Origin of the sequence: Bradyrhizobium sp. WYCCWR 12699, from assembly GCF_032144035.1 — a bacterium.
Lineage (GTDB): Bacteria > Pseudomonadota > Alphaproteobacteria > Rhizobiales > Xanthobacteraceae > Bradyrhizobium.
Window position 1 is genome coordinate 33,251 of sequence record NZ_JAVTJN010000036.1, and the last position, 26,560, is coordinate 59,810.

Sequence of the window (26,560 nt, forward strand, 5' to 3'; positions counted from 1 at the left end):
CATGAGTGAGAGCGCGGGACAGCGGCCGTCCGGACGCGGACGCTTCATCACCTTTGAAGGCGGCGAGGGCACCGGCAAGTCGACCCAGATCAAGAAGCTTGCCGACCGCCTCAAGGCCGCCAAGCTCCGCATCCGCGTCACCCGTGAGCCGGGCGGCTCGCCGGGCGCCGAGATCATGCGTCATCTGGTGCTGTCGGGCATGGGCAGGCTGCTCGGTCCCGAGGCGGAGACGCTGCTGTTCGCCGCCGCGCGCGATGACCATGTCCGTACCGTGATCCTGCCTGCGCTGAACCAGGGCACCTGGGTGCTGTGCGACCGTTTCGCGGATTCGACGCGGGCCTATCAGGGCAGCCTCGGCCGCGTGCCCGAAGGACTGATCAACGCGATGCAGCGGGTCACGATCGGCGATCTCAAGCCGGATCTCACCATCATCCTCGATTTGCCGGTCGAGATCGGCCTGCAGCGCGCCGCCGCGCGCCGCGGCAACGGCACGCCCGACAGGTTCGAGGGCGAGAAGCTCAGCTTCCACCAGGGCCTGCGCGAGGCTTATCGCAAGATCGCCGCGCAGGACCCAGCGCGCTGCGTGCTGATCGACGCCAATTCCGACCCTGACACGGTCGCGGCCCGGGTTTGGGCGGCGCTGCGCGATCGTCTCCTGCCCACACCGGCCTCGGTGGTTTCCGCATGAGCCGGCGTCCGACCGAGCGCGAAAGCGCCATTCCGCATCCGCGCGAGACCAGCCGTCTGTTCGGCCATCGCGAGGCCGAGACGGCACTGCTGACGGCCTATCGCAGTGGGCGGATCCCGCATGCCTGGCTGATCGGCGGGCCGCAAGGGATCGGCAAGGCGACGCTGGCCTATCGCATGGCGCGCTTCGTGCTCGCCCACGGCCAGCCGCTCGCAAATGCCGTGCAGCGGGCCGAAGACCTTGCGATCGATCCTGATGACGCCGTGGCGCGCCAGGTCGCGGCGAGTTCGCATGGCGGCCTCTTGACGCTGGAGCGTACCGCCAACGACCGCGGCGTGATGCGCACCGTGATCACCGTGGACGAGACGCGCGAGACGATCGGTTTCTTCGGCTCGACCGCGGCGGCCGAAGGCTGGCGCGTCTGCATCGTCGACACCGTCGACGAACTCAATCCGAACGCCGCCAACGCGCTTCTGAAGATTCTCGAGGAGCCGCCGCAGCAATCGCTGTTCCTGCTGGTGAGCCACGCGCCCGCGCGCGTGCTCGCCACCATCCAGTCGCGTTGCCGCAAGCTGCGCCTGCGGCCGCTCGCGACGGACGACGTGATCAGCGCCGCGGCTTCGGCCGCCGAGCTCGATCCGAAAGACCCCGCGCTGCGCGAGGCGGCGGAGGCCTCCGAGGGCAGCGTTGCACGGGCCCTGACGCTGCTCGGCGGCGACGCGCTGAAGCTTCAGCAACGCACGGCCGCACTGCTGGCGCGCCTGCCGCAAGTCGATCCGCGCGAATTGCACACGCTCGGCGATTCGCTCGGCAGCAGCGACCGCGTCGCGCTCGCCGCCTTCATCGACGGCATCGATCGCTGGATCGCGGAACGCCTGCACGCGGACGAGGCCAATGCCAACCAGAACCTGCCGCGCCTTGCGCGGCTAGCTGAGGTATGGGAAAAGATCGTCCGCGCCGCGCGCGACACCGAAACCTACAATCTGGAGCGCAAGCCCTTGGTTTTCTCGGTGTTCGGCTGGCTGGCGGACGCAACGCGCTAAAGCATGATCCGGAAAGGTGCGCAGCGGTTTTCCGACGGGATCATGTGCAAACAACGGCCTGACGCAGGCTCGTTTCCAATTTTGAGAAGCCGGTAAAGGAATTCGTCGTGGCAACGCGAGCTAAGAAAACAGCTAAAGGCAAGAGCCGCAAGAGGGCTGCGAAGAAGGCCGCAAAGACGGCGGTGAAGGCGCGTGCGCGCAAAGCTGCCAAGGCCGTCAAGAAGGCCGCGAAGCCGAAGAAGGCTGCCGCCAGGAAGGGCGTGAAGAAGAGCGCTGCCAAGGCGTCAAAGAAGGCAGGCAAGAAGTCCGCGAAGAAGCAGGCCGTCGCCTCGAAGGCGGTTAAGAAAGCGGTCAAAACGCCAACCAAGAAACCAGCCAAGAAACCAGCCAAGAAGCCGACCAAGACTCCGGCAAGGAAAGTGGCCGAGAAGGCCAGAGTGACGCCGCCCGCTGCGATCGCAGCGCCGGCGCCCGTCGTCGCACCGCCGAAGGCTGCCAAGCCGAAGGCGCCGCGCGCGCCGAAGCCCGCGGCGGCTCCGCAAGCCTCAGCGCCCGTAGCTGCACCGAAGCCTGCCGCGCCCGTTGCCGCCCCCGCGCGCGACAACGTCTTCTACGTCACGACCGCGATCGCCTATCCCAACGGCAGCCCGCATATCGGTCACGCCTATGAGGCGATCGCGACCGACGTGCTGGCGCGCTTTGCGCGGCTCGACGGCAAGGACGTGTTCTTCCTGACCGGCACCGACGAGCACGGCCAGAAGATGGTGCAGACGGCGGCCGGCGAGGGCATGTCCGCAGCAGCCCTCGCAACCCGCAATGCCGGCCGCTTCAAGGAGATGGACGAGCGTCTGAACGTATCGTTCGATCGCTTCATCCGCACCACCGAAGAGCAGCATCATCGCTCCAGCCAGGAGATCTGGCGGCGCATGGAGGCGAATGGCGACATCTATGCCGACACCTATGCCGGCTGGTATTCGGTGCGCGATGAGGCCTATTACGCCGAGGACGAGACGCGCCTGAATGACGACGGCGTGCGGCTCGGACCGCAGGGCACGCCGGTCGAATGGGTGGAGGAGAAGAGCTATTTCTTCCGCCTGTCGGCGTACCAGGACAAGCTGCTCGAGCTGTACGCGGATCACCCCGATTTCATCGGCCCGGACTCGCGCCGCAACGAGGTGGTGAGCTTCGTAAAGGGTGGCCTGCGCGACCTCTCGATCTCGCGCACCACGTTCGACTGGGGCGTGAAGGTGCCCAGCGACGAAGACCATGTGATGTATGTCTGGGTCGATGCGCTGACCAACTACATCACCGGCGTCGGCTTCCCCGACGAGAGCGACAAGAACTGGCGCTATTGGCCGGCCGACGTGCACATCATCGGCAAGGACATCATCCGTTTCCACGCGGTGTATTGGCCGGCTTTCCTGCTGTCGGCCGGGATTCCGCTGCCGAAGCGGGTCTATGCCCACGGCTTCCTGTTCAACAGGGGCGAGAAGATGTCGAAGTCGGTCGGCAACGTCGTCGATCCCTTCAACCTTGCCGACCAGTACGGCGTCGACCAGATGCGCTATTTCTTCCTGCGCGAAGTGCCGTTCGGGCAGGATGGCAATTACAACCACGAGGCCATCGTCGCGCGCATCAATGCCGACCTCGCCAATGATCTCGGTAACCTCGCGCAACGCTCGCTGTCGATGATCGCCAAGCAGCTCGGCGGTGTGTTGCCCGAGCCCGGCGAATTCAGCGACAGCGACAAGGCGATCCTGGCGATGGCCGACGGCATGATCGCGGCGTCACGTGAGGCGATGGCGACGCAGCAGATCCATCATTGGCTCAACGCCGTCTGGGCCGTGGTCGCGGAGGCGAACCGTTATTTCGCGGGCGAGGCGCCGTGGGCGCTCGCCAAGACCGATCCGGCCAGGCAGAAGACAGTGCTCTACGTCACCGCTGAAGTCGTGCGCCAGATTGCGATCCTGGCTCAGCCCGCGATGCCCGTCGCGTCCAACAAGCTGCTCGACTCTCTTGGTATCCCCGAGGGCGAGCGCAGCTTTGCCATGCTCGGCGGGGCCAAGCGGATCGCGCCGGGCTCGACGCTGCCGGCGCCGACGCCGGCGTTCCCGCGCTACATCGAGCCGGCGGCCTGAAGGCGCTCGCGATGCTGGTCGACAGCCACTGCCATCTGGATTTTCCGGACTTTGCGGAAGATCTCGACGGGATCGTGTCGCGGGCACGCGCGGCCGGCATCGGGCGCATGGTCACGATCTCGACGCGGGTGCGAAAGCTGGAGGGCCTGCTCGCGATCGCGGAGCGCTATGACGACGTCTACTGCTCGGTCGGCACTCACCCGCACAACGCGGACGAGGAGGACGGCATCGCACCGGAGGAGCTGATCGCGCTCACGGAGCATCCCAAGGTCGTCGCGCTCGGCGAGGCCGGGCTCGACTATTTCTACGACAACGGCTCGCCGGAAGCGCAGGCGAGGGGCTTTCGCGCCCACATCGCCGCGGCCCGCGCCACCAGCCTGCCGCTCGTGATCCACACCCGCGAAGCCGACGAGGACTGCGCCCGTATCCTGGAAGAGGAGGCGGGACGCGGATCGTTTCGCGCCGTGCTGCATTGTTACACGGGCGGGCGCGAGCTGGCGCTGAAGGCGGTGTCGCTCGGGCTCTATATCGGCTTCACGGGCATCCTGACCTTCAAGAAGTCGGAAGCGTTGCGCGCGCTCGCGGCCGAACTGCCGGCCGATCGTATCCTTGTCGAAACGGACTCGCCCTATCTTGCGCCGGGCAAGTTCCGCGGCAAACGCAACGAGCCTGCCTATGTGGTGGAGGTCGCAAAGGTGCTGGCAGAGACGCGCGGCGTGTCGTTCGACGAAATCTCGCGCCAGACCAGCGAAAACTTCTTCCGCCTGTTCTCGAAGTTGAAGGCTTGAAACTGGAAACCGCATGACGCTGACGCTGACGCTGACGATCCTGGGCTGCGGCTCCTCCGCCGGCGTGCCGCGTCCGGCGCTCGGCTGGGGCGCCTGCGATCCCGACAATCCCAAAAACCGCCGCCGGCGCTGCTCGCTGCTGGTCGAACGGATCTCCGAGCATGGCACCACGCGCATCCTGATCGACACCTCGCCGGACCTGCGCGAGCAATTGCTCTCGACCAATGTCGATCACATCGACGCGGTGTTCCTGACGCATGAGCACGCCGATCAGACCCACGGCATGGACGATCTGCGCCCGGTCGTGATGCACATGCGCCGCCGGATCCCGACCTATCTCAACCAGTCGACGGCCAAGGATATCCTGGCGCGCTTCTCCTACTGCTTCATTTCGCCGGAGGGCAGCGACTACCCGCCGATCCTGACGCGGCATTCGATCGAGGCGGGCGAAAGCCAGACCATCCTGGGGAAGGGCGGCGCCGTGACGATGACGGCCTTCCTGGTACAGCATGGCGCCATTCCCGCGCTTGGCTATCGCATCGGGGATGCCGCCTACACACCCGATCTCAACGACATCCCGCGCGAGAGCTGGGGCGCCCTGGAAAACCTCGACCTCTGGATCGTCGACGGCCTGCGCTACACCAGCCATGTCAGCCATTTCAGCATCAACGATGCGCTGTCCTGGATCGAGCGGTTCAAGCCGAAACGCGCCGTCATCACCAACATGACGGCCGACGTCGATTACGAGGTGATCCGGCAATCGCTGCCCGCGGGCGTCGTGCCCGCCTTTGACGGGCTGCGGCTGGAGACGCATTGAACCTGCGGTAGAAATTCCGTCGCGAGCAGGCATAGTCCTTGCTTGCACCGGCTGCATCATGTTGATCTAACGTCTGAAAGACAGGCGGTTGGCCAGGGGCGATATTGAGGCGGACCGGCGGCGAGCGACATGCGATCGCCGGGCCGGCTGAATCGCCTCGTGCGATGATGGGGATGGTGTGGCAGGGAACGACGTAAAGGCCGGGGGACCAGTGCGCCGCGCGCTCGATCTCCTTTATCTCGGGGCAGGCTACGCCGCCGGCGTCTTCCTGGTTGCGATCTTTGCAATCATGATGATCATGTCGGTCGGGCGCCAATTTGCGATCAACATCCCCGCAGGTGATGATTTCGCCTCCTGGTGCATGGCCGCGCTGGCTTTCCTCGGCCTTGCGCATACCTTCAAGCGCGGAGAGATGATCCGTGTCGGCCTTCTGCTCGAACGGCTGCGCGGGCGGACCAAGTGGATCGCGGAGATCGTGGCGCTCGGGATCGCGACCGCTTTCGTCCTCTATTTCACCCGCTATGCCGTGCAGATGACGTACGATTCCTGGCGCTTCAACGATGTGGCGCAGGGCGTCGTCGCGCTTCCGCTCTGGATTCCGCAGCTCGGTTTTGCCGGCGGTCTTGCGATCCTGTCGATCGCGCTGATCGACGAGATGGTCAATGTCATCGGCGGTAACCGGCCGACCTACGAGAGGGGCTCGCCGGACGAGACGCCGGAAGAATTCGTCGAACGCATCTCGCAAGGCGGCGGAGGTTGACCATGGCCAATCTCGGCATGATCGAGCTGTCATTCGTCCTGCTCGGCGTCATGATCCTGCTGCTGGGAAGCGGCGTCTGGATCGCCGTCTCGCTCGGGCTCGTCGGCTTCGTCGCGATGGCGCTGACCACTAGCCTGCCACTCGGCGCCGTGCTCGCGACCACCACCTGGAGCGCCAGCTCGTCGTGGACACTGGCCGCGCTGCCGCTGTTCATCTGGATGGGTGAGATCCTCTTCCGCACCAAATTGTCGGAAGAGATGTTCCGTGGCCTGTCGCCCTGGGTTCAGTGGCTGCCCGGGCGCCTGACCCATGTCAACGTGATCGGCTGCGGGATCTTCGCGGCGGTCTCGGGCTCGTCGGCCGCGACCTGCGCAACGATCGGCAAGATCGCGCTGCCCGAGCTCGACAAGCGCGGCTATGACAAGGGCCTGAGCCTGGGCTCGCTGGCGGGCTCCGGCACCCTCGGCCTGCTGATTCCGCCATCAATTCCGATGGTCGTCTATGCCGTCACGGCCAACGTCTCGGTGCTTCAGGTCTTCCTCGGCGGCTTCCTGCCGGGCCTGCTCGTGATCGTGCTCTATTCGGGCTACATCATCATCTGGTCGCTGCTGAACCCGACGAAGATCCCGCCGCGCGACCCGCCGATGCCGTTCCGGGAGAAGCTGCGGCAATCCGCCAAGCTCGCACCGTGTCTGCTGCTGATCCTCGGGGTCTTTCTGTCACTCGTGCTGGGCTTCGCGACGGCGACGGAATGCGCTGCATGGGGTGTGTCGGGCGCTTTGCTGCTGGCGTGGTGGAGCGGCACGCTGACGCGCAAGACCCTGTTTGAGAGCATCATGAGCGCAACGCGCTTGACGTGCATGATCATGCTGATCCTGGCCGGCGCGGCCTACACCACTGCGGCGATGGCCTATACCGGCATCCCCGCGGCGCTTGCCACCTGGGTGCAGGGGCAGGAGCTCACGCCCGGCATGCTCGCGCTGTATCTGAGCATCATGTACATCATCCTCGGATGCCTGATCGACGGCATCTCGATGATCGTCCTCACTGCCGTCATCGTGCTGCCGATGGTCAAGCAGGCCGGGCTCGATCTGGTCTGGTTCGGCGTCTATCTCATCATCCATGTCGAGATGGCGCAGATCACGCCGCCCGTCGGGTTCAATCTCTTCGTGCTGCAGAACATGAGCGGTCGCGATACGTTGACGGTCGCGCGGGCGGCGTTTCCGTTCTTCGTGCTGTTGCTGGCCGCCGTGTTCATCATCACCGAGTATCCGCAGATCGTGATGTTCCTGCCGAAGCTTGCCTTTCCAGATTGATCACGCCACGTTTTCAATTCGACCGTGAGGAGAAGTCCGATGAAGTCTCGTTTAGTTCGCGCAGGTCTGATTGCCGGCGCCATGCTGGCCGCAACGCCCGCTTTGGCCCAAACCAAATGGAATCTGCCGGCCGCGTATCCTGCGGATAATCCGCACTCCGAAAACCTGGTCGCCTTCGCCAAGGACGTGGAAGCCGCCACGTCCGGAAAACTTCAGATCACGGTTCATCCCGGCGCCTCGCTGTTCAAGGCACCCGACATCAAGCGCGCGGTGGTGACCGGGCAGGCGCAGATGGGCGAGGTGCTGCTCTCGATCCACGAGAACGAGGATCCGCTGTTCGGCGTCGACGTCGTGCCGTTCCTCGCGACCAGCTTCCCGGACGCGATGAAGCTGTATCAGGCATCCAAGCCCGCGATCGCCAAGAAGCTCGATGCGCAGGGTCTCAAGCTGCTGTTCGTGGTGCCGTGGGCGCCGCAAGGCGTCTATGTCAACAAGCCGCTCGCCTCCATCGAGGACATGAAGGGCCTGAAATGGCGGGCCTATAACGTCGGGACGGCGCGCATCGGCGAGCTGGTCGGGGCACAATCGGTCACGATTCAGGCCGCCGAACTGCCGCAGGCGCTTGCGACCGGCGTCGTGAATTCCTTCATGTCGTCGGGCGGCACCGGCTACGACGCGAAAGCCTGGGAGTCGCTGAAGTATTTCTACGACGTGCAGGCCTGGATCCCCAAGGACTACACCTTCGTCAACAAGGCCGCGTTCGACGCGCTCGACAAGCCGACCCAGGAGGCCATCCTCAAGGCGGCGGCAACGGCGGAAACCCGCGGCTGGAAGGCCTGGCAGGACAAGAGCACCTGGTACCTCGACCAGCTCAAGGCGAAAGGCATGAATGTCGAGCCGCCAAGCCCGGCGCTCAAGGCCGGCTTCCAGAAGATCGGCGAACAGCTCACGGCCGACTGGCTCAAGAAGGCCGGCGCCGACGGTCAAGCCATCGTCGACGCCTACAAGAAGATGTGAGGACGAGCCGCTTTTCGTCCGGCGTGTTCCGGCGCCGGCGGACATCGGTCACTTGATCGCAGGGCAGGGTCACCAGGCGTAACGCAGCGTGGCCCTGCCGGTGTAAGAGCGCACCAGGTCCGACACTTCGCTGTCGAAGTTCGCAACGGCAGACCAGCCGTTCAAATCGCGTAGCTCGACCGCAACGCCTGCCAGCGCTGCGTTCGGCGCCAATGACACGCCGCCTGTGACGAGCCGCTGGCCCGGCAACGACTGGAACGCCGCTGGAATCGACTGTCCCGCGCTGAAATCATGGGCCCAGGCGAGCCGTCCGCGCAGGCTGATCAGGCTGCCGAACAGCGCAACGGAGGTGCTCGCGCGCAGACCGAGCTCGGTGCGGCTGTCGGTGAAGCTGTTGCCGCCGGCGGCCGTCGGGAATCTGTCGGCCACGGAGGCGGGCTGCGGCGTGTCGGAGGGCAGGCGGAAATTGGTGATCTGCGCAGCCGCATAGGGCGTGATGCCAAGCCAGCGCGTGGCCAAACGATAACCGCCTTCGAGGCGGCCGGAATAGGCATGGGCGTTGACCGCCGCGTTGAGCTGGTCCGTGCCGGCCGGCGTGACCTGATAGTCGCCGGTGATGGCCTGCCAGCCGTAAGCGAGCGCGGTCGTGACATAGGCCGACCCAGCCGAGTGCCTGACGAAGCCGCCGGCCTGGAACAGGTCGGAGCGGCCGCTCGAGAAATTGCTGGCAAAGCCGGTGCCGCCGCCGGCGAGGGCAAAGCCGATCCGCGTCTGCGGCGAGAGCGAATAATCCGCGCCGGCCACCGTGCCAAAACTCCGAGTGGCCGAGCCGTTGCCGCCGGTCGACATCTGCGAACCGCCAAAGCCGGCAACCCAGACACGCCATTGCGGGGCCGCGAGCGAGGGCTTGCCGTAGAGCGCGCCGTAGGCCTCGCGGCCGATGCCGCCATGCGTCCGCTCGTTTCCGATTTCGGCGTAGGCCGTGAGCTCCGCATCGACCTCGGCGGGCCCGATGCCGCGCCCGTCGATGGCAGGATCGAGCAGGGTCTGCGTGAACTGCGTCATCGCAAGAAATGTCGCCTGTGCCGTCTCGGCCTGCGGGACGCGATCGGCGCCGCCGCCGAAGGCCTGCCGCATGTCGAAGCGTGCCGCGCTGGCAAGTCCGGGCGGTTCGGCATTCCAGCCATAGGCCGACTGCACGCCGCCTCCGCCGCCATTGCCGAACGAAGCTCCCGGGAAACCTGCCGGCTGCGGTCCGCCAAATGCTCCGGCCGAGAAACTGTTGAACCCTGCTGGGGCATTCGGCTTGCCGGGGCCAAACCCTTGCGTGCCCGCGAATGCGCCGAACTCGCGCGTGGCTTGCGCAGCGGCCGCATCCGGCAGCAGCAGCCAGGCCGCCGATAGCAGCAGCGCCAGACGCACACGCACGTCCGTGCTCACGACACCAACCGCATGAAGCGCCCCAACCGCGCCGGTTGCCAGCCGCGCAGCCCGCACGGCGAATCGTCTGGAATCAGCGAATCCGGTGAAGTGGAATCGTAAATGCGTCTCTAACGCTTTCCAATCTTTTCCTGGCGTGTCGCGATGTCGTCGAAGCCGCACAATCGATGTCGGACGACGCATGCTTGCCGCGAACACGCAGCTTATGTTTCCAAATGTTTCTACGACCGAACGACCTCAGGCCGTAATCGCCTTCGCGGATCCCACCTCGTTGCGCAGCAGGAATTTCTGGATTTTGCCCGTGGACGTCTTCGGGATCGGTCCGAACACGACGGCCTTTGGCGTCTTGAAGCCACTCATGTGCGAGCGGCAGAACGCGATGATGTCGGCTTCGCTGGCGCTGGCGCCGTCCTTCAGCTCGACGAAGGCGCAGGGCACTTCGCCCCATTTCGGATCGGGCTTTGCGACCACGGCGGCGAACAGCACGGCCGGGTGCTTGTAGAGAATGTCCTCGACCTCGACGGAGGAGATGTTCTCGCCGCCGGAGATGATGATGTCCTTGGAACGGTCCTTGATGATGACGTAGCCATGCTCGTCGAGCACGCCGAGATCGCCGGTGTGAAACCAGCCGCCCTCGAACGCTTCCTTGGTCGCCTTCTCGTTCTTGAGATAGCCCTTCATCACGATGTTGCCGCGGAACATGACCTCGCCGATGGTCTCGCCGTCGCGCGGCACCTCCTGCATGGTCTGCGGGTTGATGACGGTGACGCCTTCCTCGAGCGGGTAGGGTACGCCCTGCCGGCGCTTCATGCGCGCGCGCTCGGCGGGCGGAAGCTCGTCCCAGCCGGGCTGCTCGGCGCAGACGGAGGCGGGGCCGTAGACCTCGGTCAGGCCATAGACGTGTGTCAGCTTGATGCCGATGCTCTCGGCGCCTTCCAGCACCGCGACCGGCGGCGCGGCGCCGGCGATCAGGCCGACGACGCGGCGGGCCGCATTGCCTTTGGGCGCGTCCGGCGCGTTGATCAGCGTGTTGTAGACGATCGGCGCGCCGCACATGTGGGTGACGCCATGGCGCTTGATCAGCTCGAATATCCTGGTCGGCTCGACCTTGCGCAGGCAGACATTGATGCCGGCCGCGGCCGCGATGGTCCAGGGGAAGCACCAGCCGTTGCAGTGGAACATCGGCAGCGTCCAGAGATAGACCGGATGCTGGCCGAGATTGCCGGCGAGGATGTTGCTGACAGCGTTCAGATACGCGCCGCGATGATGGGTGACGACACCCTTGGGATTGCCCGTGGTGCCCGAGGTATAGCTCAGCGCGATCGCGTCCCATTCATCGCTCGGCGGGATCGCCGTGAAAGCGGGATCGCCTTCCGCGACGGCCGCCTCATACTCGATCTCACCGATGCGACTGCCGCCCTTGAACGATGCGTCGTCGACGTCGACGACGAATGGCCGAGGGCCTGTCATCTGCGCCAGCGCGTCGGTGATCACACCCGAAAACTCGGGATCGACCAGGATGATTTTCGCGCCGCCATGGTCGAGCTGAAACGCGATCGAGGGCGCATCGAGACGGATGTTGAGCGCGTTGAGCACGGCGCCGGTCATGGGCACCGCGAAATGCGCCTCGTTCATCGCCGGGATGTTCGGCAGCATCGCTGCTACGGTGTCGCCGACGCCGATGCCCTTGCGCGCAAGCCAGGACGCAAAGCGCCTGCAGCGCTCATAGGTCTGCGCCCACGTGAAGCTGCGGCCCTCATAGACCGTGCTGACATGATCGGGATAGACGGCGGCGCTGCGCGCGAGGAAGCTTAGGGGGCTCAGCGGCACGTAGTTGGCGGGCGTCTTGTCGAGGCCGATATTGTACTGGTTCTGCCGCTCACTCATCGACACCCTCCGTCAAACGTCTCAAAGGAATCCGATCGAGATCCAGGGAAAGATCGCGACGATGATCAATCCCACCAGCAGCGCCAGCAGATAACCCCAGATCGGCCGGATACCCTCCGCCGGATCGACGCGTCCGATGGCGCAGGCGGCATAATAGCCGACGCCGAAGGGCGGCGCGAATAGTCCGATGCCCATGGCGAGGATGATCACCATGGCGTAGTGCACCTCGTGCACCCCGACAGCGCGGGCGATCGGAAACAGCAGCGGTCCGAACAGCACGATCGCCGGGATGCCCTCCAGCACGCTGCCGAGGATCGTGAAGGCCAGGATCGAGACGGCGATGAAGGTCGCAGCTCCGCCCGGCAATCCGGTCATGGCGGCGGCCAGCGAGCGCGAGAAGCCGGATTGCGTCAACCCCCAGGCCATGCCGGTCGCCGTGCCGATGATCAGCAGAATGGCGCCCGACAGCGCGGCCGTCTCGACCAGCATCGGAAGCAGCCGCCGCCAGTCGAAGCGGCGATAGACGAGGAGGCCGACGATCGCGCCATAGACGATGCCGATGGTAGAGACCTCGGTCGCGGTCGCGATGCCCTCGACCACGGCGTAACGGATCACGAAGGGCAGCGCGAGCGCGGGCAGGGCGACGATGAAGGTCTTGCCGATCTCGCCACCCGTGGCGCGGCGGACATGGCTCATGTCCTCGTGGCGGTAGCGCCACCATACCAGCATGCAAAGCGTGAACGCGAGCACGACGCCGGGCAGAAGACCGCCGGTGAACAGGGCGGCGATCGACACGCCGGTGACCGAGCCGATCGTGATCAGCACGAGGCTCGGCGGAATCGTCTCGGTCTGGGCGCCGGTCGCCGCCAGCAGCGCGACGAGATCGCCGGGCTTGGCGCCGCGCTGCTTCATCTCCGGAAACAGCACGGGCGCGACGGCCGCCATGTCCGCGGCCTTGGCGCCTGATATGCCCGAGACCAGGTACATGGCGCCGACCAGCACGTAATGCAGGCCGCCGCGGACATGGCCGAGCAGGCTCGCCAGGAACGCCACCATGGCGCGCGCCATGCCGGTCATCTCGATCAGCAGCCCGAGGAAGACGAACAGCGGCACCGAGAGCAGGATGAGGTGGCTCATGCCCTCGTCCATCCGCCCGACCAGCACCATGACAGGCGTGCGCGTGGTCAGTGCGAGATAGCCGAAGATCGCAAGGCCAAAGCCGAACGCAATGGGAACGCCCGCGAAGACGCAGAAGCCGGCGACGCCGACGAAGAAGATGACGAGGTTGAGATTGCCGAGCGGCCGCAGCAACGGCTCCGCCAGCCAGAACAGGCCGATCACGACGGCAACGGTGGCGACGGCCGTCGCGACCATCCGCCAATCGGCGGCGCGCAGCAGCCGCAGCAAGGCAAAGGCCGCCATCAGGCCGATGCCGGCCGGCAGCGCGGCGGCGCGCCACATGTTGGAGATCTGCAGCGCCGGCGTCGTGATGTAGCTTTCCTCATAGGCGTAGTCGCAGGCGGGCCAGACGATCAGGGCCAGGAACGCCAGGGCCGCACAAGTTGCAACCAGATCGAGATAGGCCCGCATGGCCGGCCGCGCGCTGGCGACGACCGCGGTCATGCGCATGTGCTCGGAGCGACGGAACGCAACCGCCGCGCCCAGCATGGCGAGCCAGAGGAACAGGATCGAGGCGAGCTCGTCCGACCAGATCAGCGGCCGGTGCAGGCCGTAGCGCGCGACCACGCCGGCAAACAGGATCACGATCTCGGCGACGACCAGGATCGCCGCCGGGATTTCGACGAGGAGACCGAGCGCGCGCTCGACCGAAGTCAGCAACGAAGGTCGGCGAGGGGACTGCAACGCCGCCTTGCCCACCACTGCGGTTACCTCGACCTCGACATGAGCCATGATGGCCCCAACGCGTTACGACAGCTTGCCGACGGCCTTCTCCAGGAGGTCCCAGGCCTGATCGCCATACTTGCCCTTCCACTCGGCATAGAAGCCGGCGGTGCGCAGCTTGTCGCGGAACGGCGCCACGGCGGGCTGGTTGAAGGTCAGGCCTTTGCCCGCGAGCTCCTGCTGCAAATTGGCATTCAGCTTGGCGGTATCCTCACGCTCCTTGACCGCGGCGGCGTTGATGTTCTTGGCGACGATGGTGCGCACGTCCTGCGGCAGCTTTTCCCAGGCTCTGCGGTTCGCCAGGAACCAGAAGCCGTCCCACATGTGGTTGGTCAGCGAGCAGTATTTCTGGACCTCGTAGAGCTTGGCGGTCGAGATGATCGCCAGCGGGTTCTCCTGGCCTTCGACGATCTTGGTCTGCAGCGCCGAATACACTTCGCTGAAATTGATCGAGGCGGGCGCCGCGTCGAACGCCTTGAACATCGAGGTCCACAGCGGCGACACCGGCACGCGGATCTTGAAGCCCTTGAGGTCGTCGGGACCGGTGATCGGCTTGCTCGACGACGTGGTCTGGCGGAAGCCGTTGTCCCAGATCTTGTCCATGACCTCGAGGCCGGCCTTCTTGATCTCGCCGCGGACATGGGCGCCGAGGTCGCCGTCCATGGCCTTCCAGACCGTGTCGTAGTCCGGGAACGCGAAGCCGATGCCGTTGATGGACGCGGCCGGCACCAGGGTCGACAGGATCAGGCCGGACAGCGTGAAGAACTCGACGCCGCCGGAGCGGATCTGGCTCAGCATGTCGGTGTCGGACCCGAGCTGGTTGTTCGGGAAGATCTGGAGGTCGAACTTGCCGTTGGTCTCGCTCTTGATCGCCGCCGCCATCTCCTTGGCGCGAACGTTCAGCGGATGGGTGTCGGGCAGGTTATTGGCGTATTTGTAGGTGAACTCGGCGCTCTGGGCGCGGGCCACATGGGGCGCGCCGAGGCCGCCCAGGACCGCGGTCGCGGCGGAGGCCTTGAGAAGCGTGCGTCGGGAAAAGCGCGTCGAAAAGACCATGGGTCTGCTTCCTCGGAAGGTTTGTTGTTGTTCTGAGATGCAAACCTATACGGACGTCAGGTCAGAAGGTCATCTGCGATCTCGCGGAAGCCTCGCTTATTGCAGCCGGACAAGGTCACGGCAATATCGGCTTTCGGAGGCATCGGGCCGATTCAAAATCTGAAAAACAACCCCATGCACAGTAGCCGCCGACGACCGGGACGAGGCGTGAGGCGCGGGTGCGAAAAACCAGCGCAAGCGAAGGCGCGATGGCAGGAAAGTCGCCTAAATAACTGATCTGATTGTATATAAAGATATTCCATAATATACCTTATGCGAATTACGGATTGGGCGTAGAATGAATTGATCGGCCGGCTGCCTGGGCCTCCAGCATCCCTCCTTCCAGCCACATCAGGAGCTAACGGACCATCCGGCAGTTAACTCCGAGGTCGCAGACATCCAGGACAGATCAGATCAGCGGCGACCCGGAGGTCCGTCATGCAGGAAACTGTTGCTCGTGCCGCCTCGCGCGCCATTCCGTTCGATACTGCCAAGCTCGACCGTCTCATGGAGGCGGCAGGCCTCGATGTCCTGATCGCGACGTCCAAGCACAACGTGCAATACCTGCTGGGGGCCGAACGGGCGATCTTCTTCGACTACATGGATGCCTTGGGCGTCAGCCGCTATCTGCCAGTGCTGGTCTATGCCAAGGGCGCTCCGGAGAAGTCGATCTATGTCGGGCATCGGCTGGAAACCCACCAGCGCACGGTCGCGCCGCCTTGGGTGCCGCTGGTCCGGACCGAATCGAATGGTTCGATGGACGCCGTCCAGCGCGCCTCACAGCTGATCCGTCAGGCGGGCGTGCCCTGGAAGCGGGTTGGGGTGGAGATGCCGTTTATGCCGATGGATGCAGGAAAGGCGCTGGCCGACGCCCTGCCCGGCGCCGAGCTCGGGGACGCAGTGTTGGTGCTGGAGCGGCTGCGGGCAGTCAAATCGGGGGAGGAATTGGCGAAGTTGAAGACGGCGTCCGAGCTCGTCATTGCATCCATGTTGGCAGTGATCTGCGGTCACGGTCGGGGTACGACCAAACAGCAATTGTCGGATGCGTTGCGTCTTGCCGAAGTCAACCGCGGCCTGACCTTCGAGTATTGTCTGCTTGCCTGCGGCAGCAGCCATAATCGGGCGCCGTCATCGCAGCGCTGGGGGCAAGGCGAGGTGTTGTCGCTGGATTCGGGTGGCAATTACCTCGGCTATATCGGCGACGTCGCGCGCATGGCGGTCCTGGGCGAGCCGGATGCCGAGTTGAAGGACTATCTGGCCGAGATCGAGGCGGTCCAGCAAGCCGCCTTTGCTGCGGTCAGGCCAGGCGCGATGGGCGGCGACATCTATGTTGCGGCCGAGCGCCAGCTTGCGCAGATCACCCAACGCGACTGCACGGATTTCCTCGCCCACGGTATGGGCCTCGTCAGCCATGAGGCCCCTCGCCTGACCGCAACGGGTCCGGTTCCCTATGACGACAGCGACGCCCGCCGCCCTCTCGAAGCCGGCATGGTGATCTCAATCGAGACCACGATGAAGCATCCAAAGCGCGGCTTCATCAAGCTTGAGGATACGGTTGCTGTGACGGATAGCGGCTACCAGATTTTCGGCGAAGCTGGACGCGGGTGGAATTTGGGCCGGAACGCTGCCGCCTAGACGGCGCAGCGAAACCCGCCGTAAGCGGCGGGCTGCCTTTAATTCATCGCGAGCGATCGCAGCCAGGCCAGTCGCGAGATCGCGCGTTCGGCGAGCTGCTGCAAACGTTCGAGATCGGCAGCGTCGTTCGACCGCTCGGCGCCTTCGAGATAACCATCGACGAGCGCCTCGGCGATCTCCAATGGGCCTTTATTCTCCATCGACGCTGGAAAGCTCCCGAGGCCGGTTGCGGCGTCGGCCATCCCGATGGCCTGTTGGCGGATGTCCCGTATGCGGATCGCCTCTGGTCCGCTCAGGCTTTGTTCCATCTCGGCGAGCTGCGCGACCAGGCGCAGCTCGAGTTCTCGCGCATCAATCTGCCGCACCGGCGCTGACGATGCCTCGGCGCCGCTGCGGTCGTGTTCGTGATGATAAGCGCGGCGTCTCTCCTTGCGGAGGGTGGCGACATGGCCCAGTTCCTCCCGGGCCATCGCCTCGGACGCCTTCTTGACCTCTGGATCATGCGAATAGGCTGCCAGATATGACCAGAAGGCGAAGGCCCGCTCCTCGTTGCGGACCGCCATGGCGAGTGCGCGGTACGGCGTCATCAGCCGCGATGTCTTCATCTCGGCTGCAGCTTCCGGGGCCAGCGCTTCCGGCGCCTCCCAGCGCACCATGGCGGGATCCGGGCGCTTGCCCCGGCGCGACTGCGACCACTGCGTCACACTGTCCACGTGCTCGCGCTCGGCGGCGGCGAGCCGCGTGAACACTTCCGCCAGATCATCCTTGCCCTGCCCGCGCATCTCTTGGGCAAGGGAATCGTATTTTTTGGCCGCTTCCTGCTCCATTGCATGACCTAGCGCAAAGAGCTCGTCGATCGACTCCAATACACCCGCGGGCTCAGCACTGAGCAATGAAGTGCGCAGGAATGGCATGGCGAGGGTTTCCCGATGCAAATGTGTGACTTGGTTGTTCGAATGCGCAATCATTCCACTTTAGCTTGACAGATGTAGTCGCGCACGACGACTGTGGCACGTCAGCGGCGACAAATCATCGACGAAGAGTCTCAAGGCACGCGCGACCCGGTTGGTCGCGCAGATGGCATTTGACCGACATGTCGAAGCGACCGCATGAAGAGTCCACCTTCGCAAGGCGTGCAGCGCTGGCGCTCGCAGGCTTGCTGCTGGTGTGTCTGACTTATATTTCGCCCGCCTGCGCTGCGGCTGACTTACCGACATACCTGCCGAAGATCGCGCCTGCGGAATTTTTCCCGGGCGCTGATCGTTTCGGACCGCCACAAGGTGATCCGCCGATTGTACCTGTATACCGCGGCGATCAGCTGCAGGGATTTGTCTTCCTCAACTCCGACTTCGCCAATTCCGTCGGTTACTCCGGCAAACCGATTCACCTGCTGGCCGGCATCGATCCCAAGGGCGTCATCACCGGCATCAAGCTGGTCGATCACAAGGAGCCGATCGTGCTGGTCGGCATTCCGGAAGCGCGCATCGTCGCCGCCGTGAATGGGCTGATCGGCAAGGACATGAAGCCTGTCGCAAGTGGCGCCGAGAAACCGCCGCAGGTCGACATCGTGAGCGGCGCAACCGTCACCGTGCTGGTGATGGGCGACAGTATCGTTCGCGCGGCGTCCAAGCTCATCCGAAGCGGTCGCGTGGCCGGCGGCGACGGCGCGGCGGCTTCGGCAGCCCTGCCCCCCGTCATCAAGACGCTCGATCTCGAACGCAGTGAGGTGCGCGACTGGGAAAGCCTCGTCGGCGACGGCTCGATACGCCGGCTTCATCTTGGCATCGGCGACATCAACGATGCCTTTGCAAAATCCGGCAGCGCGGCAGCGAGCCAGTATCCCGAGCCAGGTGACGCCGGCGACACCTTCATCGACCTCTATGTCGCGCTCGTGAGCGCGCCCACGATCGGCCGAAGCCTGCTCGGCGATGACGGCTATCGGCGGCTGAAGGACGGCCTGAAGCCCGGACAGCAGGCGATTGTCGTCGCAGGCAACGGTCCCTACTCGTTCAAGGGTTCGGCCTACGTCCGCGGCGGCATCTTCGATCGCATCGAGATTCTGCAGGACGGCAACAGCACCCGCTTCCGCGACCGTAATCACACCCGTCTTGGCGCATTGGAGGCGGTCGGCACGCCCGAGTTCAAAGAAATCGGCCTGTTCGTCACCCCGCCCGAGTTCACCTTGGATCCCACCCAGCCGTGGCAGCTTCAGCTGCTGGTGCAGCGGAGCCTCGGCGGCCGCGACAAGGCATTCCTGACCTTCGACCTCGGCTACGCCCTACCCGACAGCTACATTCGCCGCGAGCAACGCACGGTGACGGTGCCGGAGAGCGCGGCGCCTCCGGTCTCGCAGGCAAAAGCTGCGGCCACACCGCCGGCGGAGGAAGACGAGCCCCTCTGGATGCGGATCTGGCGGTCGAGCACCGTGTCGATCGGCATCACCGCATTCATGCTGGCCGCCCTCACCGGCATCTTCTTCTTCCAGAACCTGCTCGTGCGCCGGCCGGTGCTCTACACCTGGGTGCGACGAGGCTATCTCGCTTTCGTCCTGGTCTGGCTTGGCTGGTACGCCAACGCGCAGCTGTCCGTCGTCAACGTCGTCACCTTCAGCAATGCGCTGGTGACGGGCTTCCGCTGGGAATTCTTCCTCGCCGCTCCCCTGATCTTCATCCTGTGGGCCGCGACGGCCGGCGGGCTTCTGTTCTGGGGCCGCGGCCCGTTCTGCGGCTGGCTTTGTCCCTTCGGCGCGCTCCAGGAGCTCACCAACACGGCCGCGAAATGGCTGAAGGTGCCGCAAATCACCGTGCCGTGGGGACTCCACGAGCGGCTGTGGCCGATCAAGTACATCATCTTCCTCGGACTGTTCGGCCTGTCGCTCTATTCGGTCGACATGGCCGAACGGTTCGCCGAGGTCGAACCGTTCAAGACCGCGATCATCCTGAAGTTTTCGCGGAGCTGGCCGTTCGTCGCCTATGCCGTCGCCCTGCTCGTCATCGGCCTCTTCATCGAGCGCTTCTTCTGCCGCTACCTCTGCCCGCTCGGCGCTGCGCTTGCCATTCCCGGCCGCATCCGGACCTTCGAATGGCTGCGCCGCTGGGAAGAGTGCGGCTCGCCCTGTCAGCGCTGCGCCAAGGAATGCCCGGTGCAATCGATCCATCCCGAGGGTCACATCAACGTCAATGAGTGCATCTACTGCATGCACTGTCAGGAACTCTATTACGACGACCACCGCTGCCCGCACATGATCCAGGTGCGGCTCAAGCGCGAGAAGTTCGCGGCGATGTCCTCGCCCACGATGCGCTCTGGCGGCAAGGGTCCCGCGACCGTCATCACCGCCGGCGGCAAGACTGTCGGCGCGTCACCCGCCATCTCTCCACCACCGAACTGAACCGAAAGCCGAGGAGGCAATCATGAGCGAGAACGATAAGGCAAAGGGCGTCAGCCGACGAACAGTGCTGGGAACGACGGCGGCCGCAGCGGGCGTGGGCCTTGCCGGCGGAGTAGCGCTGACGGACGGCGGCTTCGTCTCCTCCGCGGACGCGCAAACCAAGAATGCCGCGCCGAAAGCGCCGGCGGCGAGGCCGGCCGTTCAGAAGACCGAGGTCGCGCCCGGCGAGCTCGACGAATATTATGTGTTCTTCTCGAGCGGACAGTCCGGCGAGATGCGTATCATCGGCCTTCCCTCGATGCGCGAGCTGATGCGCGTCCCGGTCTTCAACCGCTGCAGCGCGACCGGCTGGGGCCAGACCAACGAGAGCATCAAGGTCCTGACCGAAGGCATGCAGCCCGCGACCCGCGAGTTCCTCAAGAACCGCGGCGGCACGTACCTGAACGGCGATCTCCATCACCCGCACATCTCGTTCACGGACGGCACCTATGACGGCCGCTATGCCTTCATGAACGACAAGGCCAACAGCCGCGTCGCGCGGGTGCGGCTCGACATCATGAAATGCGACAAGATCGTCGAGCTGCCGAACCAGCACACGGTCCACGGCCTGCGGGTGCAGAAATATCCGCGCACGGGGTATGTGTTTGCCAATGGCGAGGATGGCGTGCCTCTGCCCAATGACGGCAAGGTCCTCGACGATGCCAAGCAGTATCGCTCCATCTTCAGCGCGATTGACGGCGACACGATGAAGGTGGCCTGGCAGGTGATCGTCAGCGGCAACCTCGACAACGTCGATGCCGACTATCAGGGCAAATACTGCTTCGCGACCTGCTACAACGGCGAGGAAGGCGTCACGCTCGCTGAGATGACTGCCAGCGAACAGGACTGGGTCGTCATCTTCAACATCAAGCGGATCGAGGAAGCCCTGAAGAAGGGTGACTTCAAGGAAATGAACGGCGTCCCCGTCATCGACGGCCGCAAGGGCTCGGCCTACACCCGCTACGTTCCGGTCTCGAACAATCCGCACGGCATGAACACGGCGCCGGACGGCATCCACATCGTGGCGGCCGGAAAGCTCTCGCCCACCGTGACCGTGATGGACGTCCGCAAATTCGACGATCTGTTCGACGACAAGATCAAGCCGCGCGACGTCGTGGTCGCGGAACCCGAGCTCGGCCTCGGCCCGCTGCATACCGCCTACGACGGCAAGGGCAACGCCTACACGACGCTGTTCCTCGACAGCCAGGTCTGCAAGTGGAGCATTGATCTCGCCAAGCGGGCGTTCAAGGGCGAGAAGGTCAATCCCATCCTTCAGAAGATCGACGTGCACTATCAACCGGGTCACAACCATTCTTCGATGGGCCAGACCAAGGAGGCGGATGGAAAGTGGCTCATCTCGCTGAACAAGTTCTCGAAGGACCGTTTCCTGAACGTCGGCCCGCTCAAGCCCGAGAACGATCAGCTGATCGACATCTCCGGCGATCAGATGAAGCTGGTGCATGACGGCCCGAGCTTCGCCGAGCCGCATGACGCGACTATCGTTCACCGCTCCAAGATCAACCCGATCTCGATCTACGACCGCGCGGATCCGATGTTTGCGGACGCGGTCAAGCAGGCAAAGGCCGACGGCATCAACCTCGAGGCGGATTCGAAGGTCATTCGCGACGGCAACAAGGTGCGCGTCTACATGACGTCCACCGCCCCAGCCTTTGGTCTCGAGCAGTTCCAGGTCAAGCAAGGTGACGAAGTGACGGTATTCGTCACCAATATCGATGCGGTGGAAGACCTGACGCACGGGTTCTGCATCGTGAACTACGGCATCCAGATGGAGATCGGGCCGATGGCGACGGCGTCCGTGAGTTTCACGGCCGACAGGCCGGGTGTCTACTGGTACTATTGCTCCTGGTTCTGCCACGCCATGCACATGGAGATGAAGGGCCGGATGTTCGTCGAGCCGAAATCGGTCTGATCGGAGCGACCTCGTGGGTCCATTGTTACGCATGTTTCCGGCGGCGCTGGTCGCCGCCGGATTGTCCGGCTTCGCCAGTGCGGAGACGTTGACGGCTGCGCCTGGCCAGTCGCTGCAAGCCGTGCTGGACAGCGCGCGCGCCGGCGACGTCGTCGCGCTTGCGGCCGGCGAATATCACGGCGCGATCCGCATCGACCGTCCTTTACAGCTGGTCGGCAACCACGAGGCCGTGCTCGATGGCGACGGCGACGGCAACGTCATCACCGTCAGCGCACCCGACGTCACTGTCCGCGGCTTGACCATCCGGGGATCGGGCCGCGATCTTCAGGCGATGAATTCCGGGATCTTCCTGCAGAAGACGGCCGAGCGCGCGACGATCGAGGACAACCGGCTGGTGGGAAACCTGTTCGGCGTCTATGTGCATGGCGCCAGGGGCTCCCGCGTCGTCCGCAACGAGATCGAGGGACTGCGCGGAGGACGTCTCAGCGAGGCCGGCAACGGCGTTTCGCTTTGGAATGCGCCTGACGTCACCATCGCCAACAACAATTTCCGTTACGGCCGCGACGGCATCTTCTCGATCTCCAGCAACAAGGACCGTTTCCTCGACAATCGCTTCGAGCAGGTTCGCTTCGCCGTCCACTACATGTACACCAACGACAGCGAGATCAGCGGCAACGTTTCAGTTGGCAACCATGTCGGCTACGCCATCATGTATTCGAACCGTCTCGTGATCCGCGGCAATTCCTCCGATCGCGATCGCGACTATGGCATGCTCTTCAACTACGCGAACTATGCCCAGATCGAAGACAATCGGGTCATCGGTGGCCCGCTCGGCTCGACTGTACAGAAAGCGGACGAAGGTCCCGACGACGAGCGAGGCATGCTGCCGCAAGCCAAACGGGAGAGCACGCTGCGGAGCGGCCCCGAGAAATGCGTGTTCATCTACAACACCAATCACAACAAATTCCGCAACAACTGGTTCGAGCGCTGCGCCATCGGCGTGCACTTCACGGCCGGCTCCGAAGGCAACGAGATCACCGGCAACGCCTTCGTCAGCAACGCCAACCAGGTGAAATATGTCGGCACACGGCATCTCGACTGGTCGACCGGGGGGCGCGGCAATTACTGGAGCGATAATCCGGCCTTCGACCTCAACGGCGACGGTATCGCCGACACGGCGTACCGGCCGAACGACCTCATCGATCGCGTGCTGTGGACGGCGCCCGCTGCGAAGGTCCTGATCAACAGCCCCGCCGTCCAGGTGATCCGCTGGGCGCAGGCGCAGTTTCCGGCGTTGCTGCCCGGCGGCGTGGTCGACAGCCATCCGCTGGTAGCGCCGCCACGGGGCGCAGCGCAGAAGGAGACGCGATGACCAGCACGGTACGCGTCAGCGACGTCACCAAGACCTATGGCCGGGTCGAGGCCGTGCGCGGCGCCTCGTTCACGCTTGGCCAGGGCGAGCTGGTGGCCTTGATCGGCCACAACGGCGCCGGCAAGACCACGCTCATGAAGCTCATGCTGGGGCTGATCCGGCCGACCAGCGGCGCCATCGAGGTTCTCGGAGACAATCCTGCCGCCGGCGAATTCGCGGGCCGGCGCCAGCTCGGCTACCTCCCGGAGAACGTCTCCTTCGACCCTGCCCTCACCGGCCGCGAGACGCAGGCCTTCTACGCCAGGCTGAAGCGGGAGCCGGTGGCCAAGGCGCTCGATCTGCTCGAAGGCGTCGGGCTCGGCGCGGCGAGCCGCCGCAGGGTCAGCACCTATTCGAAAGGCATGCGCCAGCGGCTCGGGCTCGCGCAGGCGCTGCTCGGCCAGCCGCGCGTGCTGCTGCTCGACGAGCCCACCACCGGCCTCGATCCCGAGCTGCGGCAGACCTTCTACGACATCATCGCGCGGCTGGCGGCCAGCGGCGCGACCGTGCTGCTGTCGTCGCATGCGCTGACCGAACTCGAGGAACGTGCGGGCCGGGTCATCATCATGAACCGCGGCATCAAGGTCGCGGACGGATCGATCGACGAGCTGCGTCGTCTCGCCAGGCTGCCCACCAGGATCCGCCTCAAGGTGGCGGGCCTCGCTCCGAGCGAGATGCCGGGCTGGGCGCCGCAAGATGCGATTTGCCGCCGCCTGAACGGCCACATCGTCGAGATCGACGCCGCGCCGGAGCGCAAGATCGAGCTGCTGCATCGCGCCACGGCCGCCGGCAATGCCGTCGAGGATGTCGATGTGGTTCCGCCGACCCTCGACGAGCTCTATGCTCATTTCCTCCGGCAATCGGAGCAGGCGCCATGAACGTCATGATCATCGCCGCCAAGGAGATCCATCAGGCCATCCGCAATCGCTGGGTGCTTGCCGCAACGCTCCTGCTCGCCGGGCTTGCTTTGTCACTGACCTTTCTCGGCAGCGCGCCGACCGGGAATGTGGGCGTTCGCACGCTGGACGTGGTCGTCGTCAGCCTGTCGAGCCTGACGATCTTTCTCGTTCCGCTCATCGCGCTTCTGATCTCTCATGACGCCATCGTCGGCGAGATGGAACGCGGGACGATGCTGTTGCTGCTGAGCTATCCGGTCGCGCGATGGCAGGTGCTGCTCGGCAAGTTCCTGGGCCATCTCGCCGTCCTCGCTTTTGCGACGTGCCTCGGCTACGGCGCGGCGGTTGGGGCGCTGGCGGCGACGGGCAGCCAGATCGACGGCGATAGTCTGCTGGCGTTCGGTGCCATGGTGGGCTCCTCGGTGCTCCTCGGCGCCGTTTTCGTCGCGATCGGATATCTGGTCAGCGCGCTCGTGCGGGACCGCGGAACGGCAGCCGGCATCTGCATCGGATTGTGGCTGCTGCTGGTGCTGATCTACGACATGGCGCTGCTCGGCGTGCTCGCGCTCGATCAGGGACGCAGCATCTCGGCCGCCGTGCTCAACGCCATGCTGCTGGCGAACCCGACCGACGCCTATCGTCTGATCAACCTCACCGGATTTGCCAATGTCAGCACCTTCGCCGGCATGGCCGGCCTTGCCCAGACAACGTCCCTGACGATACCGGTCCTGCTGACCGCCCTGCTCGGCTGGACCTCGGTGCCGCTGGCGCTGGCCGCGCTCGCCTTCTCGCGGAGGGAGCTATGAGGCGCCGAACGATCCTGCTCGCCTTGCTCGTGCCGCTGGCGCTCGCGGGCTGCAACGACAAGCAGGCGGCGAAGGTCCCGCCGCCGCATCGGATGACCGCGGAGGATATCGGCCATTACTGCGGCATGAACGTGCTCGAGCATCCGGGACCGAAGGGCCATATCTTTGCCGCGAGCCTCATTGAGCCCGTGTGGTTCTCGTCGGTGCGGGACACCATCGCCTTCACCATGCTGCCCGACGAGCCCAAGGACATTTTGGCGATCTACGTGTCCGACATGGGCAAGACCCCCGACTGGGACAAGCCGGGCGCCGACAATTGGATCGAGGCGCGCAAGGCGCTGTTCGTGATCGAGAGCCGGGTCAAGAGCGGCATGGGCGGCGACGAGGCCGTTCCGTTCTCGGACAAGGCGGCGGCGGAGAAGTTCGCCGGTGAAAACGGCGGCAGGATCGTCGGCTTCAACGATGTGCCGCGGGACTATGTCCTGGCGTCGGCGACTGTCCCCGGCACTGCGGCGGCCGACGAGGCAGCGGAAGGCCCGCCGGGCGAACGACCGAGGAGGACGCCATGACGCCAACCCTGACGCGGCGACGCTTCATCCGGATCAGCGCGGCGGCAGCGAGCCTCGGCGCGCTGTCCTCAGGCCATCCCGCTCGTGCAGAGGTCACGCCGGTCACCTGGCGCGGCACGATGCTGGGCGCGGTTGCAACGTTGGAGATCCACGACGAGGATCGCAGCCGGGCGGAGCGGCTGATCACGTTGGCCTGTGCCGAGGCGCGGCGGCTCGAGCGACAGTTCAGTCTCTACCTCCAGGATTCCGCCTTGGTCGTCCTGAACCGGACGGGTGTCCTGATCGATCCCGCCGCCGAAATGGTCGAGCTGCTCTCGATTTCGCAGCATTATTCCATGGTCACGGGCGGTCTGTTCGACGTCACGGTGCAGCCGCTGTGGGAGCTCTATTCCAGCTACTTCGCGCGCGGCGATGCCGATCCGGCGGGTCCTGCGGCAACCGAAATCGAGGCGGTGCTGGCGCGCATCGGAAGCCACCGGCTGTCAGTCAGCCGCGCCCGGATCGTGATGCCCAAGGGCATGGCCGTCACCCTGAACGGGATCGCGCAAGGCTACGTCACCGACAAAGTGGTCGACCTGTTGCGGGCGCACGGCGTCTCGCACAGCCTGGTCGACATGGGCGAAGCCCGCGCGATCGGCGCGCGTCCGGACGGACATCCCTGGGAGGTCGGCATCGCCGATCCCGACATTGTCGGCCAGACGAAGGCGGTCTTGCCGGTCGTCGATCGTGCCGTGTCTACCTCGGGCGGCTACGGCTGCCAGTTCGATTCCAGGGCGCGCTTCAACCATTTGTTCGATCCCCGATCGGGCGGCTGCGCCCTGCGCTATCGCAGCGTGACGACCGTTTCCCGCAGCGCGACTGCCGCTGACGCCCTGTCGACGGCGTTCAGCCTGATGCCGACGGAGCAGATCCGATCATTGCTGCCGCGCGTCGATATCGATCGCGTGCACCTGATCGATGAGGCCGGCAAGGCGGTCGAATTGTCCGCGTAGCAG

General features: G+C 65.0%; 21 protein-coding genes. 16 read left to right on the forward strand and 5 right to left on the reverse strand.

From position 1 onward, the window contains the following. Nucleotide 1: 1 nt before the first annotated feature. The 8 genes from tmk to RPS27_RS24940 all read left to right on the forward strand — a co-directional run bounded on the left by tmk (nucleotide 2) and on the right by RPS27_RS24940 (nucleotide 8,567). Nucleotides 2-688: a dTMP kinase gene (gene tmk, locus RPS27_RS24905; RefSeq protein ID WP_194402070.1), complete on the forward strand. Its 687-nt coding sequence runs from the start codon at nucleotides 2-4 to the stop codon at nucleotides 686-688. Then, nucleotides 685-1,731 (forward strand): DNA polymerase III subunit delta', encoded by a 1,047-nt coding sequence (locus RPS27_RS24910; RefSeq protein ID WP_212066573.1) that lies wholly within the window; start codon nucleotides 685-687, stop codon nucleotides 1,729-1,731. Before tmk ends, RPS27_RS24910 begins: the two co-directional genes overlap by 4 nt. A gap of 107 nt (nucleotides 1,732-1,838) precedes the next feature. Next, nucleotides 1,839-3,869 (forward strand): methionine--tRNA ligase, encoded by a 2,031-nt coding sequence (metG, locus tag RPS27_RS24915; protein WP_212066571.1) that lies wholly within the window; start codon nucleotides 1,839-1,841, stop codon nucleotides 3,867-3,869. 11 nt (nucleotides 3,870-3,880) lie between these two features. Next, the gene (locus RPS27_RS24920) at nucleotides 3,881-4,657 is read left to right on the forward strand and encodes a TatD family hydrolase (RefSeq protein WP_212066569.1); all 777 of its coding nucleotides are present in this window, start codon (nucleotides 3,881-3,883) and stop codon (nucleotides 4,655-4,657) included. Nucleotides 4,658-4,676: 19 nt separating this feature from the next. After that, nucleotides 4,677-5,474 carry an MBL fold metallo-hydrolase gene (locus RPS27_RS24925; protein WP_194402074.1) on the forward strand — a complete coding sequence of 266 codons (798 nt, stop codon included), beginning with the start codon at nucleotides 4,677-4,679 and terminating at the stop codon, nucleotides 5,472-5,474. Nucleotides 5,475-5,652: 178 nt separating this feature from the next. Next, nucleotides 5,653-6,234 carry a TRAP transporter small permease gene (locus tag RPS27_RS24930; RefSeq protein ID WP_194402075.1) on the forward strand — a complete coding sequence of 194 codons (582 nt, stop codon included), beginning with the start codon at nucleotides 5,653-5,655 and terminating at the stop codon, nucleotides 6,232-6,234. 2 nt (nucleotides 6,235-6,236) lie between these two features. Beyond that, nucleotides 6,237-7,550, forward strand: coding sequence for a TRAP transporter large permease (locus tag RPS27_RS24935; RefSeq protein ID WP_211417051.1), 1,314 nt, complete (start codon nucleotides 6,237-6,239; stop codon nucleotides 7,548-7,550). 39 nt (nucleotides 7,551-7,589) lie between these two features. Then, a complete protein-coding gene (locus tag RPS27_RS24940; RefSeq protein ID WP_212066567.1) occupies nucleotides 7,590-8,567 on the forward strand; it encodes a TRAP transporter substrate-binding protein in 978 nt (325 codons plus the stop codon). A 69-nt stretch (nucleotides 8,568-8,636) separates the two neighbouring features. Here RPS27_RS24940 and RPS27_RS24945 read toward each other — a convergent pair whose 3' ends face one another. The 4 genes from RPS27_RS24945 to RPS27_RS24960 form a co-directional block, all read right to left on the reverse strand. Beyond that, complete coding sequence (locus RPS27_RS24945) at nucleotides 8,637-9,995, reverse strand: autotransporter outer membrane beta-barrel domain-containing protein (RefSeq protein ID WP_212066565.1); 1,359 nt, start codon at nucleotides 9,993-9,995, stop codon at nucleotides 8,637-8,639. 249 nt (nucleotides 9,996-10,244) lie between these two features. Next, on the reverse strand, nucleotides 10,245-11,894 hold the full coding sequence (locus tag RPS27_RS24950) for an acyl-CoA synthetase (protein ID WP_212066563.1): 1,650 nt from the start codon (nucleotides 11,892-11,894) through the stop codon (nucleotides 10,245-10,247). 21 nt (nucleotides 11,895-11,915) lie between these two features. Further along, nucleotides 11,916-13,805, reverse strand: a complete 1,890-nt coding sequence (locus tag RPS27_RS24955; protein WP_313754693.1) for a TRAP transporter large permease subunit — start codon at nucleotides 13,803-13,805, stop codon at nucleotides 11,916-11,918. Between the two features lie 15 nt (nucleotides 13,806-13,820). Continuing rightward, nucleotides 13,821-14,852, reverse strand: a complete 1,032-nt coding sequence (locus RPS27_RS24960) for a TRAP transporter substrate-binding protein (RefSeq protein ID WP_194402081.1) — start codon at nucleotides 14,850-14,852, stop codon at nucleotides 13,821-13,823. 477 nt (nucleotides 14,853-15,329) lie between these two features. Here RPS27_RS24960 and RPS27_RS24965 point away from each other — a divergent pair, with 477 nt between their 5' ends. Beyond that, nucleotides 15,330-16,526, forward strand: coding sequence for a M24 family metallopeptidase (locus tag RPS27_RS24965; protein ID WP_212066559.1), 1,197 nt, complete (start codon nucleotides 15,330-15,332; stop codon nucleotides 16,524-16,526). A 38-nt stretch (nucleotides 16,527-16,564) separates the two neighbouring features. Here RPS27_RS24965 and RPS27_RS24970 read toward each other — a convergent pair whose 3' ends face one another. Further along, nucleotides 16,565-17,440, reverse strand: a complete 876-nt coding sequence (locus RPS27_RS24970; protein ID WP_212066557.1) for a ferritin-like domain-containing protein — start codon at nucleotides 17,438-17,440, stop codon at nucleotides 16,565-16,567. Between the two features lie 179 nt (nucleotides 17,441-17,619). Here RPS27_RS24970 and RPS27_RS24975 point away from each other — a divergent pair, with 179 nt between their 5' ends. Genes RPS27_RS24975 through RPS27_RS25005 form a run of 7 tightly spaced genes read left to right on the forward strand, consistent with a single transcriptional unit; the run spans nucleotide 17,620 to nucleotide 26,557 of the window. Continuing rightward, a complete protein-coding gene (locus tag RPS27_RS24975) occupies nucleotides 17,620-19,914 on the forward strand; it encodes a 4Fe-4S binding protein (RefSeq protein WP_313754694.1) in 2,295 nt (764 codons plus the stop codon). 22 nt (nucleotides 19,915-19,936) lie between these two features. Next, nucleotides 19,937-21,883: a TAT-dependent nitrous-oxide reductase gene (nosZ, locus tag RPS27_RS24980; RefSeq protein WP_212066555.1), complete on the forward strand. Its 1,947-nt coding sequence runs from the start codon at nucleotides 19,937-19,939 to the stop codon at nucleotides 21,881-21,883. Nucleotides 21,884-21,914: 31 nt separating this feature from the next. After that, nucleotides 21,915-23,255, forward strand: a complete 1,341-nt coding sequence (locus RPS27_RS24985; RefSeq protein ID WP_212066670.1) for a nitrous oxide reductase family maturation protein NosD — start codon at nucleotides 21,915-21,917, stop codon at nucleotides 23,253-23,255. Next, nucleotides 23,252-24,172, forward strand: a complete 921-nt coding sequence (locus RPS27_RS24990) for an ABC transporter ATP-binding protein (protein ID WP_212066553.1) — start codon at nucleotides 23,252-23,254, stop codon at nucleotides 24,170-24,172. Before RPS27_RS24985 ends, RPS27_RS24990 begins: the two co-directional genes overlap by 4 nt. Further along, nucleotides 24,169-24,996, forward strand: coding sequence for an ABC transporter permease (locus tag RPS27_RS24995; protein WP_194402087.1), 828 nt, complete (start codon nucleotides 24,169-24,171; stop codon nucleotides 24,994-24,996). Before RPS27_RS24990 ends, RPS27_RS24995 begins: the two co-directional genes overlap by 4 nt. Continuing rightward, a complete protein-coding gene (locus RPS27_RS25000; protein ID WP_211417063.1) occupies nucleotides 24,993-25,565 on the forward strand; it encodes a nitrous oxide reductase accessory protein NosL in 573 nt (190 codons plus the stop codon). Before RPS27_RS24995 ends, RPS27_RS25000 begins: the two co-directional genes overlap by 4 nt. After that, the gene (locus tag RPS27_RS25005) at nucleotides 25,562-26,557 is read left to right on the forward strand and encodes an FAD:protein FMN transferase (RefSeq protein ID WP_212066551.1); all 996 of its coding nucleotides are present in this window, start codon (nucleotides 25,562-25,564) and stop codon (nucleotides 26,555-26,557) included. The genes RPS27_RS25000 and RPS27_RS25005 overlap by 4 nt, the downstream gene beginning before the upstream one ends. Nucleotides 26,558-26,560 lie beyond the last annotated feature (3 nt).

Coding starts and splice junctions, on each gene's coding strand:
- tmk (WP_194402070.1), top strand. CDS start 2: ATGAGTGAGAGCGCGGGACAGCGGCCGTCCGGACGCGGACGCTTCATC.
- RPS27_RS24910 (WP_212066573.1), top strand. CDS start 685: ATGAGCCGGCGTCCGACCGAGCGCGAAAGCGCCATTCCGCATCCGCGC.
- RPS27_RS24920 (WP_212066569.1), top strand. CDS start 3,881: ATGCTGGTCGACAGCCACTGCCATCTGGATTTTCCGGACTTTGCGGAA.
- RPS27_RS24935 (WP_211417051.1), top strand. CDS start 6,237: ATGGCCAATCTCGGCATGATCGAGCTGTCATTCGTCCTGCTCGGCGTC.
- RPS27_RS24940 (WP_212066567.1), top strand. CDS start 7,590: ATGAAGTCTCGTTTAGTTCGCGCAGGTCTGATTGCCGGCGCCATGCTG.
- RPS27_RS24950 (WP_212066563.1), bottom strand. CDS start 11,894: ATGAGTGAGCGGCAGAACCAGTACAATATCGGCCTCGACAAGACGCCC.
- RPS27_RS24955 (WP_313754693.1), bottom strand. CDS start 13,805: ATGGCTCATGTCGAGGTCGAGGTAACCGCAGTGGTGGGCAAGGCGGCG.
- RPS27_RS24960 (WP_194402081.1), bottom strand. CDS start 14,852: ATGGTCTTTTCGACGCGCTTTTCCCGACGCACGCTTCTCAAGGCCTCC.
- RPS27_RS24965 (WP_212066559.1), top strand. CDS start 15,330: ATGCAGGAAACTGTTGCTCGTGCCGCCTCGCGCGCCATTCCGTTCGAT.
- RPS27_RS24970 (WP_212066557.1), bottom strand. CDS start 17,440: ATGCCATTCCTGCGCACTTCATTGCTCAGTGCTGAGCCCGCGGGTGTA.
- RPS27_RS24975 (WP_313754694.1), top strand. CDS start 17,620: ATGTCGAAGCGACCGCATGAAGAGTCCACCTTCGCAAGGCGTGCAGCG.
- nosZ (WP_212066555.1), top strand. CDS start 19,937: ATGAGCGAGAACGATAAGGCAAAGGGCGTCAGCCGACGAACAGTGCTG.
- RPS27_RS24985 (WP_212066670.1), top strand. CDS start 21,915: ATGTTTCCGGCGGCGCTGGTCGCCGCCGGATTGTCCGGCTTCGCCAGT.
- RPS27_RS24990 (WP_212066553.1), top strand. CDS start 23,252: ATGACCAGCACGGTACGCGTCAGCGACGTCACCAAGACCTATGGCCGG.
- RPS27_RS24995 (WP_194402087.1), top strand. CDS start 24,169: ATGAACGTCATGATCATCGCCGCCAAGGAGATCCATCAGGCCATCCGC.
- RPS27_RS25000 (WP_211417063.1), top strand. CDS start 24,993: ATGAGGCGCCGAACGATCCTGCTCGCCTTGCTCGTGCCGCTGGCGCTC.
- RPS27_RS25005 (WP_212066551.1), top strand. CDS start 25,562: ATGACGCCAACCCTGACGCGGCGACGCTTCATCCGGATCAGCGCGGCG.